Annotated in this window: 11 protein-coding genes; all 11 read left to right on the top strand. The window is 62.1% G+C overall.

Annotated features, from left to right (window positions below):
- A partial coding sequence (locus tag NCT03_RS24585; RefSeq protein WP_250494251.1) for a hypothetical protein occupies window positions 1-219 on the top strand: 219 nt, incomplete at its 5' end.
- Between the two features lie 67 nt (window positions 220-286).
- Window positions 287-544: a PAAR domain-containing protein gene (locus tag NCT03_RS24580; RefSeq protein ID WP_250494250.1), complete on the top strand. Its 258-nt coding sequence runs from the start codon at window positions 287-289 to the stop codon at window positions 542-544.
- 2 nt (window positions 545-546) lie between these two features.
- Window positions 547-1974 (top strand): KPHS_23130 family T6SS system protein, encoded by a 1428-nt coding sequence (locus NCT03_RS24575; protein WP_250494249.1) that lies wholly within the window; start codon window positions 547-549, stop codon window positions 1972-1974.
- Complete coding sequence (locus tag NCT03_RS24570) at window positions 1971-5534, top strand: ImcF-related family protein (RefSeq protein ID WP_502800415.1); 3564 nt, start codon at window positions 1971-1973, stop codon at window positions 5532-5534. Before NCT03_RS24575 ends, NCT03_RS24570 begins: the two co-directional genes overlap by 4 nt.
- Window positions 5534-7114: a type VI secretion system protein TssA gene (gene tssA / locus NCT03_RS24565; RefSeq protein WP_250494248.1), complete on the top strand. Its 1581-nt coding sequence runs from the start codon at window positions 5534-5536 to the stop codon at window positions 7112-7114. Before NCT03_RS24570 ends, tssA begins: the two co-directional genes overlap by 1 nt.
- An 8-nt stretch (window positions 7115-7122) precedes the next feature.
- Window positions 7123-8970, top strand: coding sequence for a type VI secretion system baseplate subunit TssF (tssF, locus tag NCT03_RS24560; protein WP_250494247.1), 1848 nt, complete (start codon window positions 7123-7125; stop codon window positions 8968-8970).
- Entirely contained in the window at window positions 8934-10076 is a 1143-nt protein-coding gene (tssG, locus tag NCT03_RS24555) for a type VI secretion system baseplate subunit TssG (RefSeq protein WP_250494246.1), read from the top strand. Before tssF ends, tssG begins: the two co-directional genes overlap by 37 nt.
- Before the next feature lie 24 nt (window positions 10077-10100).
- On the top strand, window positions 10101-10631 hold the full coding sequence (gene tssJ / locus NCT03_RS24550) for a type VI secretion system lipoprotein TssJ (protein ID WP_250494245.1): 531 nt from the start codon (window positions 10101-10103) through the stop codon (window positions 10629-10631).
- A gap of 465 nt (window positions 10632-11096) precedes the next feature.
- Entirely contained in the window at window positions 11097-12296 is a 1200-nt protein-coding gene (gene wecB / locus NCT03_RS24545; RefSeq protein ID WP_250494244.1) for a non-hydrolyzing UDP-N-acetylglucosamine 2-epimerase, read from the top strand.
- A 192-nt stretch (window positions 12297-12488) separates the two neighbouring features.
- A complete protein-coding gene (locus NCT03_RS24540; protein WP_250494243.1) occupies window positions 12489-14714 on the top strand; it encodes a cellulose biosynthesis cyclic di-GMP-binding regulatory protein BcsB in 2226 nt (741 codons plus the stop codon).
- Window positions 14711-16891 (top strand): glycosyl transferase family protein, encoded by a 2181-nt coding sequence (locus NCT03_RS24535; RefSeq protein WP_250494242.1) that lies wholly within the window; start codon window positions 14711-14713, stop codon window positions 16889-16891. Before NCT03_RS24540 ends, NCT03_RS24535 begins: the two co-directional genes overlap by 4 nt.
- Window positions 16892-16952 lie beyond the last annotated feature (61 nt).

The raw sequence follows: 16952 nt of genomic DNA, 5'->3' as shown, positions 1-16952 counted from the left end.
TACGAACTTCCAGAATTCAAGGACCTAAAGAGCAAAGCACCCGAGGTCAAGAATTACACCGGTTGGACGCACATGAATTGCGATCCGAACTTGGGCATCGTGCCGAAGAAGGATAGCTTGTCGGGAATCCCCGGTGTGATCTATTCACTGGAAGCCTATTCGCTTGGCGCGCCGGTCTACTTCGGCTCGCGCTTGCTCGGCAAAACGGAAGATCAGTAAGCTGAAGCGCCGAGCAAGTCGTGCATCGGAAGGACAATTCAATGATTCACCAACCAGAAAACGCGGAATGAGCAAAGCACCTATACGGTATGGCGACACAACCACGCACGGGGGAAGCGTCATTAAAGCGTCGACGACTTTCGTCATCGGAAACCGGGCGTGCGCACTGCGCGGTGATCTCGTGAAGTGCCCAGAGCACGGCACCGTAAAAATCATAGAAGGCGATGATGGCTATGTAGAGGGCGGGCGCCCCATCGCGGTACATGGTTGTAAAACCAGCTGCGGCGCACGGGTGCTTGCCAGCACCGATGAATTTGGAATCTAAGCATGGGTTGGCCTGTTCCAGAATTCGAGCGCCTTCCGGTTTTCAGAAAGCCATCTCCTTGGGCGCCTATCGTCGGCTCGCTCATCATCGTGTTCGGGGCTGCCGTCGCGATCTTCTACCTTTGGCTCAAAATTCACGGCCGCTCCGGCGGCCTGGGCTTCTGGCTTTGCCTCATCGGTATCCCACTGATCGCCGGCCTCTTATTTTGGTGTGCAGTCGGCCATTGCGCGGCCATGAGATTGTTTGGCGTCGACTCCGTGAAGTACTACGCGAGCGCGGTCCTTTCGGCATGGCAACACTGGTCCCGCCAGTACGTCGTACTTGGCGGCTTCTCGGTCATTCTGGTTGAAGACGCGTTGGCCGAGAAGATCGCAGGCTTGTCAGGGACGGTGCCAGAAAACAAGAGCGAGGTTCGCCGGCTCGAGCAAATCAAGGATGATTTCAAGTCAAGCCGCACTGAGCAGATACTTGAGCGCCTACTCAAGGGAGTGGAAGTAGCATTAACTTCTTCCGGCATCGATCACGCTCTGCGAATCGTCGCGTGGGCGGGAGAGCATGCGGATGGCGTAGCAATCGAAGACTGTGTCAAAAAACTATGGAGCGCTTCGGGCCTGCATCTGGTTGCGTCGGTAGAGGTGGTCTCTGCTCTGAACTGGTCGATGATAGAGCGACACGTGCTCGGTGATGGTGTACCGCTGCTCGTTCTGACCATGCAGATTCACGACGATGCAGGGAAATTGGCGCAGTTTACCGAATCGGCGGCTGCGCTTGTTTTCCTGCCGCAGCTTGCGCGAACTGACACTGGCGAGCCCGTTGTTCGAATCTATCGTTCCATCCCGACCTCCACCGCTACGATGATCGCGGACTTCAATCAACTCGGAGATTACGGAGCGTTGCCGCTTGCGCAAATCCGCTCCGGCTGGAACTGCAATCTCGGAAAGGCCGAAGGCTACGGGCTCGCTCGCGCTGTCGGTGACTGTGGCCTGGTGTTCGAAGGAGGAACGACCGGCATGATCAACATCGGCGATTCTATTGGCCCAACCGGTCCAATAAGTCCGTGGCTTTCATTGGCTCTCGCGGCTGAGCTAGTTCAATACGGGCAAGGTCCGCAGTTACTTGCGACACAGGAAGGCAAGCACGCACGACTCTATATTGCCGCTGCGGACGAGGCGGTTCCCGTAGAGCGCGGAGGCAAGCCGCCCTCCTCGGGGCAGCATGGTTCGACCATTCTTGCGTGCGCATTGCCCACTCTGACGCTCCTTCTTGGGCTGCTCTTCAAGGCAGCGGATCTGTTTCCATGGGTCTCCATGGGTGTCGCGGGTGCAGTGGTCCTAGCGTTGTCGCTACGATTGCTGCATCCGTATCTGGTGCAGGCGCGGGCAATAGAGCTGGTTCATGCGCTGGGCGGGCGGTTGCCACCGGCAGAATGAAGGGAACGACGCGGCCAGTTTGGTTCCATCGATGTCCAGAGCAATATCAGAGAATGATTGTGTCGAAGAACAATTTAGAAGAGGGGCAGAGCGAGAACGGTCAAGCGCTGTTGCTCTGGGTGGCGGCGGGCACTTTAGTCGCTGTCGCATGTGTCATCGGATTTGTTGGGTGGGAGTTCGGTTGGGGTGTTGATCGCCTTGTCGGAATCGGCTTCGGTCTACTTGCCGTTCTGTTGGCAGTGGTTGCTTCGACGCTTGTGGTAGACCGTATGGCACTGAGGGCGCGCTGGATCAGTGCGGCAACCTCGCAGGCGTCTGCGACCTCCGAGACAAGGAAGATGATTCGCTTCGATCCTGTTGCGGCGGCACGGGAACTGGTGCGCTTGCTGGAGGGCGTTCGTCACTGGCGTAGCCGGACGCGTTGGCTCCTCGTCGTCGGAGAGAAAGCGGTTGTGGATCGCTTCGTGCCTGGACTGACGATGTCGCGCTATGCGGTTCGCGGTGACATCGTTTTACTTTATGCGAATAACATGGATGATGAACCCGACCACGAGTGGATGGAGCGGGTTCGACGGCTCCGCCGCTGGCGCTCAATCGACGCAGTGGCGGCGATCATCTCAGTTGACGATGAACCTAATAAGTCGCGCGACGGAGCGATTTTGGCGCGGCAGCTTGCGCGAAATTCCCGCACTATGCGCTGGGTCGCTCCCGTGTACGTGGTCAGCGTTGCGGCGTGTCGCGGTACACCGCGGACTGTGGAGGATGCGATTGGCTTGACCTGGTCGAGCGGACTCATTCCCGGCATGGACGTGGAAGCGTCGCTTTCTGATCTGGCTACGAACCTCGCTGGCGTGGGTGTGTCTCGTCTTGCGAGCGATCCGCGAGATAGAGTCATCGCGGAGCTATCGCAGCACATCGACGGAGCGCGCGAGAAATTGAGTAGTCTCGTGTCAAGGATTGCTGCATCTGAAGTTTGGCGAAACGATGTTCATGGACTTCTCTTCGCTCCGGTTTTTTCAGGAACGCTAGCCGCGCAGAATTTGGCCACGAGTGACGTACAAGCGCGTTATCCAGCGGTCTGGCGCGCCATCGCCGACCACAGCCGGAAGGTCCATGGCTATCGCGTCGGCCTCTCGTGGCCTGGCGCAGCGGCGTGGGCGCTGATCGCCGCAACAGCAGTCTGGCTTCTGGGGTCCGCGATCTCAGGTGCGGCGAACATGTCGGCGATGCAAGAGGCGGCGTCGACATCGAGTCGGGTCTCATCTACCCAAGATCCCACGCAAGCCTTGCTTTCCCTCGACGCGCTCGACAAACAACTCGACACGCTCGAAATCCGCAGCAAGGAAGGCGCACCGCTTTACACCCGCTTCGGTCTGAACCACGACGCCGCCCTATACCAGCGGCTCTGGCCGGCTTACCTCAACGCCGCCTCACGCGTCCTGATCGTTCCCATCAAAGCCAAACTCGAAAACCGCCTGAGCCAACTTGCCTCGCTATCGGATGCCGAAATCGCCAGTGGCGGCAACGCACAAGTTCAGGCAGCCTATGACACGCTGAGAACATATCTCATGCTCGCCAACCCCGAGCACGCCGACGCAACCTTCCTTACGACGCAGCTACTCGCCACCAACGAACCTGCGCGTCAGCAAGATGCGACGCTCACGCAAGGCGCGTGGGAGGACCTGCGCCAGCACGCAATTGCATTCTATGCAAGCCACTTAAAGCACGGGGCGTCGCCGGCCTTGACGCCCGACGCGGCACTGATAGCGTCGGCGCGTCAGACGATCATTGGCGTGCGCGGAATCCAGAATTCGACGGATGCGATCTACCAGCAGATCATCGATGAAACCAAGCCCAAATATCCGCCGCTGACATTGGCCGGCATCCTCGGGGATCATCCTAGTCGCGGCTTCTTCAGCACGAGCGCCACGGTCCCGGGCGTTTTCACGCGCGCCGCTTGGGAAGAACGCATTCCCAAAGCGATCGACGAAGCGAGCGAACATCACACCGTCGCAGGCGATTGGGTGCTCTCAGACGCGAAAGCCGACAATACATCGCCGTTGGCGCTGAAGGCCGAGCTTCGCCAACGCTACTTCGATGACTACTCCCGCGCCTGGGCGCAATTTCTTAACGGTATTCGCTGGCAGGATGCATCGTCGCTTTCAGGCACGGTCGATCAACTGACACTGCTCGGCGACCCGCAACGCTCGCCGCTCGTCGCGTTGATGGACGCAATCGTCTATCAGGCCGGCGCCGGCGCATCGACGCAAACGTTGTCGGACAGTCTGATCACGAAGGCGCAGCAACTCGTGGGCGCCGACGAGAAAGACCCATCGAAGCGCGCTCAAGCTAGAAACACCCCGCTCGCCGAAGCATTCGGCCCCGTCCTGCGCCTGACCGGAAGCGATCTCGGGGCCGCTGCGTCCGCGAATGGGAAAGGCGTGCCGCAACCTGTCGGCGACCTCAGTCTGCCGCGCTATCTCGAACGCGTCACCGCCATGCGCCTGAGAACGCAGCAGATGATGTCCAGTCCCGACCCGGACGCCATGTCGCGCGCCGCGGCGCAAGCGATGCTGCAAGGAAAGACTTCGGATATTGCTGACAGCCGCGACTACGCAAGCCGTGTGTCCGCGAGCCTCGGCGAGCGCTGGGCCGGTTTCGGCAAACTCTTTGAAGCTCCCTTCGACCAGACGTGGCAGGTTGTCGTGCGCCCCGCGTCCGCAAGTCTGAATGACATCTGGCGCACGGCCATTCTCGCGGACTGGAATCGCAACTTCGCATCCCGCTATCCGTTCGCGGATTCTGACAACGATGCATCGTTGCCCGATCTTGCGCGCTTCCTGCGACTCGACAATGGCGTGATTGCGCAGTTTGTCGCGACGCAACTTGCAGGCATCATCGAACGGCAGGGCGATCACTGGGTCGCGGCGCAGGGCGCGAATCAGGGCGCGCTTACGCTCGATCCCGCGTTCCTCATCGCGCTCAACAAGCTCACGCGCGTCTCGACCGTGATGTTTCCATCCGGCGATGCACACGTCCGCTTCGATCTCCGTGGTGTACCAACTCCCGGCGTCACCGAAATGACGTTCGTGCTTGCGGGCCGCACGTTCAAGTACTTCAATCAGCAAGAAGAATGGATGCCCTTCGAATGGCCGGGCCAGTCGCTGGAGAACGTCACGCATCTGGAATGGGAAACGGCGCAAGGCGGCCTGCGCTCGGCCCTCGATGCCCAAGGCCGTTTCGGCGTGATACGCCTGCTCGAGCGTGCGAAGGTTACGCAACAGGACAGCGCGCGCTACTTGCTTTCCTGGACACCCGATCAAAGTCAGGCGCTGCCGCTTTCGGTGCAGATGCGCGCGGAAGGCGGCGCGGGTCCGCTCGATGTGCTTGTGTTACGACACTTCGCTTTGCCGGAGCGCGTCTTCCTGGTCAATAACCCCGCGAAGACGAAGGCGACGTCGGCGGCCTCGAACCCTCCGCCGCTGCCTCCCGGAGCGTTCACTGCGGCGAATCAGTTGGGCATTCCCTTGCCGCAAGGCGCAACCATAGAGATGCATTGATGTTTGCTGGTCTTTTTAAAACGCTTTTCCCTTCGCGCGATGCTGCCCAATTTGCTCGCACTCGCCTCGACACTTGGGAGGCTTGGCTCGCGCCGCTTCCCGGAGATGCAGGCGTCGGTCGAGATCCCGGTTACGAAGACGCCTTCTTCAGCTTGAAGGATGAAGCAGGAAAACTTTCGGGCATCGACGATTCGTTGATTGTCCGCTCGTGCGAGCAAATCACGAAAGAAGTCGGCAAGGATCTGCGTGTCGCGGGCCATTACGCTTTTGCGCGATTGCGTCAGGATGGACCTGAAGGCTTCGTCGATGGTCTCGAACTCGCTGCTGCCATGATCGACCGCTTCGGCGATGCCATCTTGCCTTTGCGTCCCGAAGCCAGGAAGGGCGCGCTCGAAATGCTCGCCACGACACGCACGCTGGACTTGCTCGACAGCCGGGACGCTTTCGATCCTGGTGATGTGGAACGCGCGGTCGCCGCGCTCGATGCGATCGTCGGAAAGACACTCACATGGCCGGAAACGGCGCGGCCCAACTTGCAGATGCTCGCCTCTCGCTTCCAACGCAAGGACGACGGCATACAAAGCGCCGAGCCGAGCACGACCGCGCCGATTCCATCGGCTCCGGCGCTTGCCGGTAGCGCCCCGATCGCATCGCAGCGCGAATTGCTCGATCAGGCTCGCACCATGGCAGCATGGTTGCGCGATCAGGAAAACGGCTATCTGCCTTCTGCGCGACTCGTGCGCAGTATCCGTTGGGATACGCTTCACGAAGTCCCGCCCGCGGATGCCGGCGCTCGAACCCGCCTCGCCGCGCCACGCGGCGAATTGCGTCAGCAGTTCAAGCGCCTCGTGTTGCAAAAGCAGTGGAACGAGTTGCTGGAACGCGTCGAAGCGGCGTTCATGGAAGGGGTCAATCACCTCTGGTTCGATCTGCAACATTTTCAGCACGTTGCGCTCGATAACGTAGGCACGCCTTATGATGCATGGCGCGATTTGCTGCGCGCGGATTTCGCGCTCTTTCTCGAACGTCTTCCCGGCATCGAGCGGCTTGCCTTCACTGACGGTACACCTTTCGCCGATGATGTCACGCTCGAGTGGATCGCGCGTCACGCCGTCGTGCGCGATCTTGACGCAGGCGAGAGTATCGCGGCGTTGCCGGTGTCGGCAAATGCCGCGGAAGGTGCGGCCGGAGACTGGCCCGAGATCGAAGCACAGGCGCGTGATTTGTCCGCGCGCGATGGTATTGAAGCTGCATTTATCTGGCTCGATGCGCTGCCGGGCATGAAGACAGACAAGCATCGCTATCTGCAGCGCCTGATGATGGCGCGTCTGGCCGAGCAGGCCGGCCGCGCGGATACCGCACTCTCACTTCTCGCGGAACTCGATGCCGCTACGCGCACCTTGCCTCTCGCACGCTGGGAGCCGGCGCTCGCTTTTGAGGTCAAGCAGCAATTGATGCGTGCATTGAAGACGATGAGCGTCCGCAAGGACGCCGACAAGACAACGCTGACCAACCGTATCGGCGAACTGCGTAGTGAACTGATCGTGCTGGACCCGGCGCGTGCGCTCACGCTGTCATGAAAACATAGATGAACGACGAATCGACACAAGACCCCAATCAGGACCTCTCGCGCGGCGATCCGGTCCTGCGCTACTACGAAGCAGAAATGCGTTATCTGCGCGAGTCTGGGCGCGAGTTCGCACGGGCGCATCCTGATCGCGCGCGCATGCTCAATCTCGATCGCGTGGGTGATCGCGACCCCTACGTCGAACGTCTTTATGAAGGTTTTGCGTTTCTCACGGGCCGGCTTCGGCAGAAACTCGACGACGAACTGCCGGAGCTGACAGAAGGCATCGTAAGCCTGCTCTGGCCGCACTACTTGCGGATGATCCCATCGCTGTCCGTCGTGGAACTGTTGCCGCAAGGCGAGCGGATGCAAAAAACCGCATATGTCCCGGCAGGCGTCGCGGTGCGCTCCGCGCCGATTTCTGTGCCGACGGATTCAGGCACAACCGCTGCGCCTCGGACGGTGCAATGCCTCTACCGCACGACGCAGCCCGTCGCCATGCAACCGTTGCGCCTCTTGCAGGCAGGCCCCGCGGTGCGGCACGACGGCCGTTCGGTCATTCGGATAGCCTTTGAACTGGATAACTCGGCGCGCCGCACGGAAACCGATCTCTCGCGCCTGCGGCTACACCTGAGCGCGGATCAGCCGACGGCGTTTGCCATGCACCTTGCGCTGACCCGTCAGGTCGACGCCATCGAATGGCGCATCCCCGAGGTTCGTAACGGCGAGGCCCTGCCTTGCAAAGGCGTGAGCATCGAACCAGCAGGGTTCTCTCCTGAAGAACGGTTGTGGCCTAAGTCTGATGCTGCATTTTCGGGCTATCAGCTGCTGCTCGAATATTTCACGTTCCGCGAGAAGTTTCTGTTCGTCGATCTTTGCGGGCTCGACATCGACATGCTTCCGGTGGGCGCGACGCGCTTCGAGTTCGAAATTGTGTTGAAGCATGCATATCCGTCGGATCAGCGTTTTAACAAAGACAATTTGCGTCTCTTTTGCACGCCGGTCATCAACCTGTTCAGCCTCGACGCCGAGCCGGTGGTAATCAATCATCACGAGACGGAGTATCGCGTGGTGCCCGCGGGGCATCAGGGCGGGCACGTCGAAACCTATTCGGTCGATGCCGCCGAATCTTTCGATCACGAAACCGCCGAGCGCTTCGAATATGTTCCCTTCGCGACGTTTCGACATCGCGGAGGCATGTTGCGGCACGAGTCGCCCGAACGATACTTCCATACGCGCGTGCGGCCGGGTATGGACGGTCTACACGAGACGTGGGTGATTCTTGGCGGACATGCATGGGATTCGATGCAGACGCTGCCAGAGGAAAGCATATCGCTACGCGTGACCGGCACCAACGGAATGTTGCCGCGTAAGGGTTTGCGCGAAGCGCGCATCGACGAGCTCGCGCTCAGCACGCCAAACGTGGGCGGCGTGCGTAATCTCGTCGCGCCGACGCTGCCGCTTTATCCGCCCACCGGCGACCGGTTTCAGTGGCGCGTGTTGTCACATCGCGCGCCGAATTTTCTATCGATGCTCAACGCCGAGGTCTTGCGCGGCGCGCTCGCACTTTATGACTGGACCAACGACGAACTCAACCGGCGGCGGCTCGCCGGCATTCTGCACGTCTCGGAGCAACTGCTGGAGGAGATTTCCGGCGGCGCTGTGGAGCGCGGCGTGCTGATCGAAGTGACGCTCGACTCGCAGGCGTTCTCGGGCGAAGGCGACGTGATGCTGTTCGCCGAACTGCTGCATCGCTTCTTCGAACTGTATGCGGAAATCAATCTCTTCACGAAGCTCGCCATCGTGAGTCTGCCTTCGCAGGCTCGCATCGAATGGCCGCGCAGCAAGACGCGGCGTGCTCCGCTATGACGGCGCGCGATCTATCGGGGGTCGAACCGTTCGTCGCCGCGTTGCTCGCGCGCGCGCCGCGAATGAGCTTCATGCAACTGTGCCGTCTTTTTGAGGCGAGCGAGCCGAACAGGCCGGGTTTCGGCGAGCGTGACACGCCCGAACACGAACCCGTGCGCTTCAGGCCGCGCCCGCGCATGGGCTTTCCCGCAGGCGAAATGGCGAGTGTCGAATTCGCGGACGAGGGCGATGCCCTGCTTGCGCCTACCGTGCGCACTACGTTCATGGGTCTGTACGGCGTCGATGCGACGATGCCGACGCATTATCTCGACGATATCGTCCAGCGCGAGGAGGGGCACGAAGCAGTCGAAGCGTTTCTCGACCAATTCAATCATCGGCTGGCGACGCTGCTTTATCGGGCGTGGAAGAAGTATCGCTATCCGGAAAGTTTTTGCCACGGCGGTACGGACCAGCACTCGCAAAAGCTTTTGTGTCTTGCTGGTTTCGGCTGGGGCAACAAGCCCGCGCGCGCCGGTTTGCCAGATTCGCGCATGCTCGCCTTGCTAAGTCTGATGGTTCAACGTACTCGCACGCCGGAGGGTCTGGCTGGCGTCATTGCGCTTGGTGCGCCCGGCGTGGAGGTCAGGGTCGATGAGTTCTGGCCGGTTGCGAAGCGCACGGAACAGGGTTCGCCGCTAAGCGCGAAAGACGTGGGTGCCGCAAGCGCCGGCAGCAAGCGACGTGGCCTCGGCGGAGGTTATGTGCTCGGCAAGCGAATTACCTATCGAAGCCGTGCGGTGCGTGTGACGATGCGTCCGCGCGACGCCGAGCAGGCCAACGATCTCCTGCCCGGTGGGTGGCTGCATCGCGATCTGATGGCACTGGTGCGTCTCTATATCGGCGTCAAGGCCGATGTGCATTTGCGCGTGCAGATGTCCTCGCGTTTCGTTCCGACACCGGCGGTTGGCGTCCTGCTGGGTGCGCGCGCCCCGCGGCTCGGCTGGACCGTCGTGCTGCCCTCCGAGGCGGAACGCGACATCGAGATATCGCTCGGTGTGTGCGAGGCGCTTCCTGCTCCCGGCATCAATCCTTATCTCAAGCCATATGTCAGCCCGCACGCGGCGTGACTTCGAATCAAGCAGAGGGCAATCATGTTGAAACGATTTAGCGCAGCAAGCGTCGCCGCGACGCTGCTGCTTTCCGGATGCGGCGCTTGGCAAACCGTTTCCGATACCTCGGTCGACGCTTATAACGCAGTCTTCCACAAACGGGTGAAAGTGCTCGACGTGGATCTGACCGCGCGCGCCGGGCTGAATCAGGACGCGGCGGGTCGTTCGACTTCAGTGGCGGTACGCATTTATCAACTGAAGGACCGCAAGCTATTCGACAGCGCGGCCTATGGCGATCTCATTCGTGACGACAAAACCATGCTCGCGCAGGATCTCCAGGCAAGCCTAGGCGTGGTGGTCAACCCAGCTGCATCGGTGAGTCTTTCACAGCCATTGGAAAAGGAAACGGCATACATAGCGATCGCCGCTTTCTATCGCGATCCGCCTGCGAACGGAAGCTGGAAGCAGGTCGTCGAGGCGAAGAAGCTGTCCGCCGATGCTCCGCTCAAACTCGAGCTATCCGATCGGCAAGTAACGGAGCTCACCGATACTAAGGCAAGCGGCAAGAAATAGACTTGCGCACCGGGGCACTGATTCAGTTCGACGGACATTTCGCTCGCGAACCGCGTTCCTCACTACGGACAATGTCCGCCCGCTATCCATGCTCACGGGAGTCTGCATGGCGGGCTGCGCAGCGAATGATAGAAGACGGCTGTGTCGCGGCAATAGCATTCGCTCCCAGGCAAGTGCCCGACGTCCCTCGCCCTCGACGCTCATGGGAAATCCATGAGTTCGGTACTACTGGATATCGACTTCGATTGATCGTATAAAACGGCCGTGCGCATGAGGCGGCTGCGCGCTTCGAAGTGTGGGAAAAAACTAACCGTTCCGGTAAAAACCACCGTCCATGCCTTGACAAAACATGGCCACGCGAGAGCAGAAACTCTCGTTAGACTTTTTTACACTTTAGTTGGCAGAAGGTTTCTAAACGTCTGAATACAATCGAAATTGTTAAAGATTGTGTAGCCGTCGGGACCAATGACAACGAAGCGAACAACGATACTGTCCATTTTTGGGACGCGCCCCGAAGCCATCAAGATGGCGCCGCTCGTCAAGGCGCTGGAAGCGGAGCCGGGCGTTCGGTCCATCGTGTGCGTAACCGGTCAGCATCGCTCGATGCTGCAACAGGCGCTGGATCTCTTCGATATCGCTCCGCAGTACGACCTCGCGGTCATGTCCGAGAACCAGAGTCTGAACGGGCTGGCCGCGCGGCTGATCGGCGCGATCGATAACGTCATCGAAGAAGAAAAGCCGTGCCGCATTCTCGTGCACGGCGACACCACCACGGCAACGGCAGGCGCGCTCGCGGCGTTTCATCGGCGCGTGCCGGTGGCGCACGTCGAAGCAGGCTTGCGTACCGGCGACATGACGCGGCCTTGGCCGGAAGAAATGAACCGCCGCGTGGTCGATGTCATGAGCGACCTCATGTTCGTGCCGACGCAGCGCTCGGAACAGAACATCGCGCGCGAGACGCTGCAAGGCCGCTCGATCATCACGGGCAACACGGTGATCGACGCGCTTCTGTCAGTGACGAAGCGCATCGACTCGAACGCCACGCTGCGAGCCTCGCTCGATGCTCGCTTCCCGTATCTCGACGATTCGAAGCAACTCGTGCTCGTGACCGGTCATCGGCGCGAAAGCTTCGGCCAGGGTCTGCGCGACATCTGCGCGGCGCTCGGCGAGATCGCCCGGCGTGACGATGTTCAGATCGTCTATCCGGTGCATCTGAATCCGAACGTGCAGGCCACGGTGATCAGCGCGCTCGGCGCCTCGCCGAACGTGTTCCTCATCCAGCCGCAGAACTACATGGGCTTCGTGCGTCTCCTGCAGCGCGCGTCCATCGTATTGACTGACTCGGGCGGCGTGCAGGAAGAAGCGCCCGCGCTCGGCAAGCCGGTGCTCGTGATGCGCGATGTCACCGAGCGCCCCGAAGCCGTGCAGGCCGGCACCGCGCGGCTCGTCGGCACGGATCGCCATGCAATCGTTTGCGCTGTGTCGCTGCTTCTCGACGATGAAAGCGCCCGCGCCGCCTTCGCCCTCAGCGTGAACCCTTATGGCGACGGCCATGCCTCGTCGCGCATCGTTTCGGCGTTGCTGGACCGTCCTTTCGAGGAGTTTCGCCCCGACTTGCGCGTGTCCGAGGAGCAGCATCGTCTGATGCGCGCGGCGGTTGCGTAGTGCGGCAGTGCGCGCATCGCGCGAAGCGCCGCAAGGCCGCGAAGCGAACGATGCGGATATCGAACGAAATAACTGCCAGCTTGGGCGTTGCACCAAAAAGACCATCGCAATCTCGCGCGTTCGCGCTCTCGAGCCTCTTCGGGCGACAGAGCGGCTGTGCGTGAGAATGCGCCAAAATTCGAGCCATTCGCCTTGATCAACGACATCATCAAACCGCGCCGATTGCGCGTCGCACTCGCTTTGACCGCCGCATGGGCGGCCTTTTTCATGGCGCTTCCGTGCGCGGCGCTCGCCGCCGCCGGCAATCTTGCAAGCACGTTCGCGCATCTCGGGCTCAACGGCCGCGAATCGCGCACGGTGACACTGCGCGAGCTAGGGCTCTTGCAAGACGTCACGCTGAGCGCACCCGACACGCGCCAGGAGTTCTATCTCCCCGTTCCCGCCGATGTCCCGCTCAGCGACGCCACGCTGCAACTCGACGGCGGTTACGTACGCGGCGACGGCGGACGCGTGACGATGCTGCTCTCGCTCGACGGCTCGCCCGTGCTCTCGCGCGCCTTCACGCAGGACGCGGGCAACGTCGCGGTGAACATCGGCGTGGACGGCGCGCCGCGTTCGGCCGGTTTCGTGCGGCTCGGGCTCGGCTTCGCCTCGGTAATCAACCAGAACGTGTGCACGGACCAGACCGCGATCGGCAACTTGCTGCGCGTGCGTCCGGAAACGCGTCTGACCTTCAGCTTCGATCCCGCCGATATTCGCGATCTGCGCACGGCGTGGAGCGCGCTGCCTTACGCGCCGGTGCTCGCGGTGTCGTCGCCAAAACTCGCCAGCGACGCCTACGACACGGCCTGGCGCACCGATGCGCTCCTGCAACGCGACGGCAAGCGCCCGCTCGTGCAGGCGCTGCCAGCCGTGGGCGATACGGCCGACCTGACCGGCATCGACGTGCCCGCGGCTTTGCGCGCGATTCCCGCGTTCAGCGCGCTGGCCTCGGGCGGCAAGCATGCAATAAGCGATGACGCCGAACTCGGCGCGCTTGTCGTGCTCGGAGCGCGCGCGGCGTTCGGTCCGGACGTGATCGTGGCGGATGACGGCATGAGAAAGCGCATCGTCGGCGCGCTCGATGCGTTGCGCGCGCAAGTCGCCACCGCTTCCGCCGATGCCGTGCCCGCCTTCGACGAATGGCGCGCCCGCACGATGAACACGCTGACCGCGCCGCTCGCGCCGGGCGAGGTGCGCATTGCGCATGTCGGCGGACGCGCGGTGATCGTGGTCGGCGACACGCGCGGCATCGGCGCGCTGGCGGCAAGCTGGCGGCCCATCGATGTATCGAACCGGCTGATCGTGCATTCGATCGATGCCGACCAGCGCGTGCGCGGCGACAACATCGCGCTTTCGGAGCTCGGCGGCGATCCGCGCAGCATCGACGTGCAGACCAACGCGTCGTGGTCCGCGCGCTTCGACCTCGCCGCGGCTTCGGGCAACGGCCGTCTGCCGCAGAACGTGGTGCTCGACCTCGCGGCATCGCCGACACTCTCCAACGGCGGCGCGACCGCCACGGTGTATTTCAACGACGTGATGATCGGCGCGCGCCTCCTGAACGTGGATGGCGTGCGTCAACGCATCATCGTGCCGATTCCGCGCTATGCGCTTGCACGCACCAACGAATTGCGCGTGAGCTTTCGCCGTCAGCCGGATGCAGGCTGTCAGGCGCGCCAGGCCTATCCGGTCGCCGTGTTGCCGACGAGCCATCTGCAACTCGGCAACTCCACGCTCGACAACACCTTCGCGGGCATGGCGGCGCGCTTTGCATCGGCGGCGACGGTTTACGTGCCGCACGCCTGGCTCGACGATGCGTTGAACAGCGTGCCGCGTCTCGCTTATCTGACAGGCGCGGCGGGCGTCGCTCCCGTGCAGGCGAAGTTCGCCGTGAGCGAGTCGGGCGCGACCGTGCATCCGGATGGCGCGTTCCTCGCCGCCGATGTCCCGCTTGCCGACGAGCACAATCCCGCCGTTTATTCGGCCGACAGGCTTTCGCTGAAGTCCGCTTCGGGCGACATGCTGCTCGACATGTCGGGCCTTTCGCGTGTCGCGGTGGTGAGCGTGGCGAGCTCAAACGGACAAAGCGGCGTGGTCTATCGCTCGGCGGGCGCCATGCCCGTACTCAGCGACAAGCTGCAACTCTCGCGCGGCGACATTGCCGTGGTGGACGGCAGCGGCGTCCTTAAGCAGTTCGATACCGTGAATCCCGATGAACTCGTCGATGAACCGGCGGGCAGCTCCGACTGGATCACGCGGCACTGGGCGCGCTGGGGCATTCCGGCCGTGCTCGTGGTGTTGTTGCTGGTGCTGATCGCGCTGGCGGGTCAGGCGCGCCGCAGGCATCTGCGCCGGCAGAAGAAGGACAACGGCGCGTGATCCTGGAAACGATCAGGTGGTACGGCCAGATACTCGTCGCCGAGTACTACCAGACACTTGAATACGTCGCGGCGGTGGTGGCGACGATCATCCTGCTGTCGAGTCTCGATGATCTCTTCATCGATATCTGGTTCTGGACCCGCAAGTTCTGGCGGCGCGTGACGGTGGAACGCCGTTACGCGCCGCTCACCGTCGAGCAGCTTTACGCGCGCGACGAGCAGCCGATCGCCATCATGGTGCCCGCCTGGCAGGAGCACGATGTCATCGCGCCGATGATCGAAGACCTCGTGCGCGTGCTCGATTACCGCAGCTATACGATTTTCGTCGGCACCTATCAGAACGATCCGGCGACGATCCGCGAAGTGGAACGCATGCGGCATCGCTACAAGCATTTGCATCGCGTGGAAGTGCCGCACGACGGGCCGACCTGCAAGGCCGACTGTCTCAACTGGCTCGTGCAGGCGATTCTGCGCTACGAGTTCGAGGCGGGCGTGGAGTTCGCGGGGATCGTCATGCACGATAGCGAGGACGTGCTGCATCCCATCGAACTCAAGTTCTTCAACTATCTGCTGCCGCGTAAAGACATGATTCAGTTGCCGGTGGCATCGCTCGAACGCAACTGGTTCGAACTGGTCGCGGGCACGTACATGGACGAGTTCGCGGAATGGCACGCAAAGGATCTGGTCGTGCGCGAAAGTCTCGCGGGTGCGGTGCCCTCCGCCGGCGTGGGCACGTGCTTCTCGCGCCGCGCGATGCTCGCGCTCGTTCGGCAGACCGAGAGTCAGCCGTTCAATACCGAGAGCCTCACCGAAGACTACGATATCGGCGCGCGCATTCTCAAGATGGGCATGCAGTCCATCTTTCCGCTGTTTCCGGTGCAGTTCACGTCGCGCCGCAAGGTGTGGTTCGGCCTGGGTCCCGAGCGCGAGATCACGACCACCATGCCGCTATGCGTGCGCGAATTTTTCCCCGACACGTTTCGCACCGCGTACCGGCAGCGGGCGCGCTGGACGCTCGGCATCGGCTTGCAAGGTTGGGCGCTGACAGGCTGGAGCGGCACGCTCGCCAACCGCTATCTCTTGCTGCGCGACCGCAAGGGCGTGGTGACGGCGTTCGTCGGCATGCTGGCCTATCTGCTTGCCGTGCAGTTCATGCTGTTCGCGAGCGCTTCGTACTTCGGCTTCACGAATGATTTCTTTCCGTCACCGTTCATCGATTCCGGCTGGCTGCAGGCGCTGCTCGCCGCGAACTTCGTCGCGCTCTTGCTGCGCGTCACGCAGCGCATCATCTTCACGACGCGGCTTTACGGCTGGGAGCACGGCGTTCTGGCGGTGCCGCGCATGGTGATCGGCAACGTGGTCAACTTCATGGCGGTGTCGCGCGCGTGGCGCCTTTTTATCGTGCATGTGGTGACGGGAAGGCGGCTCGCGTGGGACAAGACGATGCACGATTTCCCGAGCGTGGATGGCTTGCGCAGCACGCGCCAGGACCTCGGCGACTTGCTGGTGTCGTGGCAGGCGATCGACCCCGAACGGCTCGAACAGGCGAAGCAGACGGACCATGCGCGCGAAGCGCCGCTTGGACGCGTGCTCGTCACGCGCGGCTGGCTCGACGAGGAGACGCTCGCGGAAGCGATCGCGTTTCAGGCGGACTTGCCGCGTGGAAGGTTCGACGTGGCTCGCATGCAGAACGAGCCGGGCGTCGCGGTGCCGCCGGAAACGCTCGTGCGCCTGCGCGCCATGCCCCAGGGCGCCGATGCGAACGGCAACGCGATCTTCGTGAGCGCCAGTCTGCTCGATGACGCGGCGCTCGCCGAATTGCGCGAAGCGACCGGCTGCGCGGTATCGATCAACGTGGTGCGCGAAAGCGAGATCGCGGCAGGCTTGCGGATGTTGCGCGATGTGGGCGTGTCGGCGCTTTCCGGCGACGAGCAGACGGCCGCGAAGGCGGTGAACGACGAGGCTGCGCGCGGCGTGCCCTTGCTTGGCGACATCATGATCGAGATGGGCCTCGTCACGCGCCGCGCGTTCGAAACGGCGTTGCAGAATTATCGGCCGGAGCGGCATGGACGTATCGGCGATTACATGGTCGCCGAACGCGTGATCACGAGCGAAGCGCTCGCTTCGGCGGTGGGCGAGCAACGGCGCCGGTATGCGAAGCGGGCGGGTGGGCAATGAAGCGCTATCGTGCGCGCCTGCGTGGCGAAGAATCGGCTTTGCGGGAAAGAATCGATTTGGT

Source organism: Caballeronia sp. GAWG1-1 (assembly GCF_023631465.1).
Taxonomy (GTDB): domain Bacteria; phylum Pseudomonadota; class Gammaproteobacteria; order Burkholderiales; family Burkholderiaceae; genus Caballeronia.
Note: the sequence above shows the minus strand (reverse complement) of the source record. Positions and strands in the feature narration are given on the sequence as shown.

Bases quoted from the DNA above. Each gene is read 5' to 3' on its own strand.
- NCT03_RS24580 (WP_250494250.1), top strand. From the start codon at position 287: ATGAGCAAAGCACCTATACGGTATGGCGACACAACCACGCACGGGGGA.
- NCT03_RS24575 (WP_250494249.1), top strand. From the start codon at position 547: ATGGGTTGGCCTGTTCCAGAATTCGAGCGCCTTCCGGTTTTCAGAAAG.
- NCT03_RS24570 (WP_502800415.1), top strand. From the start codon at position 1,971: ATGAAGGGAACGACGCGGCCAGTTTGGTTCCATCGATGTCCAGAGCAA.
- tssA (WP_250494248.1), top strand. From the start codon at position 5,534: ATGTTTGCTGGTCTTTTTAAAACGCTTTTCCCTTCGCGCGATGCTGCC.
- tssF (WP_250494247.1), top strand. From the start codon at position 7,123: ATGAACGACGAATCGACACAAGACCCCAATCAGGACCTCTCGCGCGGC.
- tssG (WP_250494246.1), top strand. From the start codon at position 8,934: ATGGCCGCGCAGCAAGACGCGGCGTGCTCCGCTATGACGGCGCGCGAT.
- tssJ (WP_250494245.1), top strand. From the start codon at position 10,101: ATGTTGAAACGATTTAGCGCAGCAAGCGTCGCCGCGACGCTGCTGCTT.
- wecB (WP_250494244.1), top strand. From the start codon at position 11,097: ATGACAACGAAGCGAACAACGATACTGTCCATTTTTGGGACGCGCCCC.